The sequence below is a fragment of the Atopomonas hussainii genome, from assembly GCF_900109735.1.
Taxonomy (GTDB): Bacteria; Pseudomonadota; Gammaproteobacteria; order Pseudomonadales; family Pseudomonadaceae; genus Atopomonas; species Atopomonas hussainii.
Window position 1 is genome coordinate 1 of the sequence record NZ_FOAS01000030.1, and the last position, 4354, is coordinate 4354.

Annotated in this window: 5 protein-coding genes; all 5 read left to right on the plus strand. The window is 46.7% G+C overall.

Annotated elements, in window-relative coordinates; translation table 11 throughout:
* A partial coding sequence (locus tag BMX80_RS17910) for a hypothetical protein (RefSeq protein WP_074870771.1) occupies positions 1-229 on the plus strand: 229 nt, incomplete at its 5' end.
* A 970-nt stretch (positions 230-1199) separates the two neighbouring features.
* Positions 1200-1658, plus strand: a complete 459-nt coding sequence (locus tag BMX80_RS17385; RefSeq protein ID WP_074870773.1) for a DUF6714 family protein — start codon at positions 1200-1202, stop codon at positions 1656-1658.
* A gap of 802 nt (positions 1659-2460) precedes the next feature.
* Positions 2461-2937, plus strand: coding sequence for a hypothetical protein (locus BMX80_RS17390; protein WP_074870774.1), 477 nt, complete (start codon positions 2461-2463; stop codon positions 2935-2937).
* 505 nt (positions 2938-3442) lie between these two features.
* Positions 3443-3856 (plus strand): hypothetical protein, encoded by a 414-nt coding sequence (locus BMX80_RS17395; protein ID WP_235821674.1) that lies wholly within the window; start codon positions 3443-3445, stop codon positions 3854-3856.
* Between the two features lie 76 nt (positions 3857-3932).
* Complete coding sequence (locus BMX80_RS17750; protein WP_074870778.1) at positions 3933-4271, plus strand: hypothetical protein; 339 nt, start codon at positions 3933-3935, stop codon at positions 4269-4271.
* The last annotated feature ends 83 nt before the right edge of the window (positions 4272-4354 follow it).

Genomic DNA, 4354 nt, shown 5'->3' on the forward strand with positions numbered 1-4354 from the left:
GCTCCCTAAAGACAGAGTTGTAGTCGCAAGCGATGTAAATCCTCGAGACGGGATCGGTGTTGAAATCTACAGAAACGACGAGCTGGTCGTTGAAATTTTCAGGGACGACACGGACAGAACTCGGACAGTAACAGTATTCAAAGAATCAATTTCACTTGAGCTAATGGAGGAATCCATTCAGATATTCAAGAAAGAGATTCCTTGGGACTTCATTGAATACGAGGAATAGGCACATAACAATGCGCTCAACGCCGCTCACTTCGTTCGCTGGACAGCCAAAAGCTACGCTTTTGCCTGCCCGTTAGCTTAATCGTTAGGTTCGCAAATGACCAAACGATCACCTAGGCTACTAAAAAAAACTCATAAAGCTTGGCTAAGTCTTTGCGTACTTGATGTGAGTCAATCTAGTTACTGGCGAGAAAAGCTTTTTAACTCAAAATTAAACGAGGCTTTCATTATTGACCGCAATGAAACGACAGGACTAAGCAAAGAGTTCAAGCGCGCAATAGAGCGTTACGACTTGCACTACCGAGTGGCAATAGCACCTGCAGCAGAATGCGAGTCTTGGCTCAGTGAAGGTGGAAGTATAATTTTCAAGTTTTGGGCAGACCATTCCCCAAAAATGAAGTCTTACTCAGGTAACAACCCAAATGTTGCGTAAGAACCTAACAATGCGCTCAACGCCGCTCACTTCGTTCGCTGGACGTCCAAAAGCTTCGCTTTTGGCCGCCCGTTAGCTTAATCGTTAGGTACTAGCTTGAACAAAGTCGCACTAACAATAATTCCAGCTCTAAGCCTTGTTGCTTACGGACACATGCAAAGCGGGAATGGCTTAGATATCTCATGGCTAGTGGCGTATGGAGTCTTTGTCGGCCCAACAATTCTTTTCTGGCTCGGCACAAAAATAACAAATTCAAAAATAATCGGAGCAACTAACTTAACACTTAGCATAATATTCATTGCAACCTGTTATAGCCTAAAAATCACCAAGAACGAGCAGCTTGTACTACCGGCAATAGGCATAATTTTTTTGCTAATCTCTATAGCCATGCTAGTCCCATCTATTGCATTAAGAATTTACGGCGTAAGATCTCATGCAAGACGTACCTAACAATGCGCTCAACGCCGCTCGTTTCACTCGCTGGACGTCCAAAAGCTGCGCTTTTGACCGCCCGTTAGCTTAATCGTTAGGTGTATTCGTGGAAATCGCCAGCTTCGTAGAGAACACCTACAGATTGTTCGAAACCTTCAACAAGCCGTTACATTCCACCGATATAAAGCATTGCGAAGAGTGCCGTGAGCACAATGATGAAGTTAACGGCGCTAGCAGAAGAGATCTTTCTCCTGAACAAATTGGCACTGTATGCTGGGGAATATCGTCATTTCTCACCCCAGAGGCCATGGGGTACTACATCCCCAGGCTTATCGAGCTCGCTGTTACAGGTGAAAACGACAAAGAAGGCACCCCATACATGTGCTCATTTGTAAATCAAATTGGCTTAAACTCCGACTCAAAGCAGTTTGAGCTTCTCTCCAAAGAACAGCGTCAAGCCGTTCGTAGCAGTCTAGTTATCCTTAAGGCTAACCATATTGAAATGCTTACTCAACATTGTTGGGATAATGAAATTGAAGCTGCAATTAACCAGTGGAGCACCTAACAACTGGTTCAAGTCGTTCGCTTCGCTCACTGGGACGTCCAAAAGCTGCGCTTTTGGCCGCCCCTTAACCAAACGTTAGGGCGCTTCACATAATGCTCGCAAACCACCTAGCCACAACGAATCCACACGCCGCTTTTCAGCGCGCAGTTTTGTCGTTAGCTTTACGGTTTTCTGACAGTTCCTCGGCGCCGCCTGTAGGTTCGCCGGCGGGTTATTTGCGGTAAGCATCGGAAGGTTTTGACAGCATGGATCGAGTCGCAAATAACTACTTTAAAAAGTCATCACTTCGGCGTTTCGGGCCTTTTCGTTTGGGTTTGGCCTGTGGCTCCGAAGCCACAACGAGCCATCCTAACAATGCGCTAAACGCCGCTCGCTTCACTCGCTGGACAGTCAAAAGCTGCGCTTTTGCCTGCCCGTTAGCTTATCGTTAGGGCGCTTCAAATATGCTCGTAAACTACCCAGCCACAACGACACCGCGCGCCACTTTTCTGCGCAACGTTTTGCCGGTAGTTTTGGCGTTGTGTTCAAGCTCCGCAGCGCTGCATGTGTTATCGCCTGCGGGTTATTTGCGTTAAACGAAGGAGTCGTCTGACATCATGGAGCGAGTCGCAAATAACAGCTTTAGCCCTCTTCCGCTTCGGCGCGTATCGACTTTTCGCTTAGGTTTGGCCTGCGGCTCCAAAGCCACAACGAGCCATCCTAACAATGCGCTTAAGGCCGCTCGCTCCGCTCACTGGACGTCAAAAAGCTCCGCTTTTTGCCGCCCCTTAGCTTATCGTTAGGCTTACACAAGAAGATCCCGATGCGCTCATACGACGGCGTTAACTATCAGTACATAAGCGATGACGCCGAGAAGGAAAAAGCCATTGGTATCATCGCGAATCTCATCGGCTTTCGGCCTAAAACAGATAGATTGGCCTATTCATTAAGTTTTTATGCCGGTGGCATTGGGGTTGATGACCGCCTTGCTGTCAGTTGCTTATTCGATATTTCTAACTGGCCTGCCATGGTTCAGCGGCTTCGTCTTAAGCGTGTCAGTGAAATATCTGATAACCCGATCTGGGAAGAGGATTTCCGGTGGCTCATAGGCGCAGAAGAAACCGAAGGATCGCTTGAAGAGCACAGCTACAGGTTTATCAACACTGAGAAGCATGATTTCCAGTATGTGGCTGATCAACAATGTGAGGTCTTTTTCTCCAATGAGAGCGACGTAAATTCATGGTGTGTTGTGTGGCGAGTCAACGGCCATGTGAACTACTTGAGCTTCGAGCAGGGTTAACCGTGTCCACTCTCGGTATTTCGAATTGCAACAGCGCCTAACAAGTGGTTCAAGCCGTTCGCTTCGCTCACTGGGACGGGCTAAAGCCCGCCCCTTAACCAAACGTTATGTTTCATTGCAGGAAGCTTATGAATTGCCCGCATTGCAATAACGAAATCCCACATAAAATGCCTTGGAATTTCTCAAGCACATACGTATGCACACAGTGCAGCAAGACCTCTCGCCCACCGAAGGCTTATCCGCTATTGGCCTTTCTAGCTGCAGCGGCGTTCACATATGTAGCTAAAATTACCATTGCAAGTTTTGGCTACAGCATGCCTTGGTACGCTGCGTTGACTCTAGCCTTATGCTTTATCTACGGTATTGATCGCGTCGCACTCAAGCTTGAGCCAAGCAATGAAACATAACAATGCGCTCAACGCTGCTCACTTCGTTCGCCGGACGTCCAAAAGCTGCGCTTTTGGCCGCCCGTTAGCTTAATCGTTATATTTCAGAGTCAAAATCCATGTTCCATTCATTCTATTTATTTGCCGGAAAATTTAAGAATGAAGCAGAAGCTCAAGAATTTGCATTTGAGCAGTGGGAGCCCGAGCCTTCAACTGACGCAAGCGATAGTGATTACGAGGCTTGGGAAGAGAGAAATCCTAGCTGGCGACTTAAACAAGAATTGGGGTTTTATATGGATTCCGATTTTGTTGAACTGGCAACCGACTTAGCCTATATCGGCAGCCTCATTCAAAGCAAAGATGAACAATGTATTCTAAACAATAAATCTTCTGAAAATTTCAGTCACTACATAATAGTTGGCACTAAATCCATATATGGCGACCTTAGAACCACGCCAAATGAGAAACATCTAAGGGAACCTGAAAGCACCGAATCACTTGTCTATCTCGGTAAATTCAACACTGAAATATAACAACTGGTTCAAATCGCTCGCCTCGCTCACTGGGACGGGCTAAAGCCCGCCCCTTAACCAAACGTTAGGCATAAAAATGAGCTTCGATGTACTCATCATTAAACCAAGCGGAGTTTCAGTAGAAGACCTCTCCGAGGTTGCAGCTGTAGATCCACTAGGAGACATAAGTTTTGTTGAGAGCGCCATAAACTCAGCATTTCCAGGTGCAGTGAATGGCGTTTGGTTGTCCGAGGAGTTTTCTGTTGAGGCTCTAATCAATGGCACACCCGCAGAGTCAGCGCAAATAACACTTCGCTTTGGCAATTCATGGTCCGAAGCTAGCGAGGCAAATTTTTTAAGTTTCCTATCATCAATTTGTCGAAAAATAGATGCAGTTGCTTTCTCTGTGTCTGATAATTCGAAGTTGGCACCGTAGTTTATGCCTAACAATGCGCTCAACGCCGCTCACTTCGTTCGCTGGACGTCCAAAAGCTGCGCTTTTGGCCGCCCGTTAGCTTA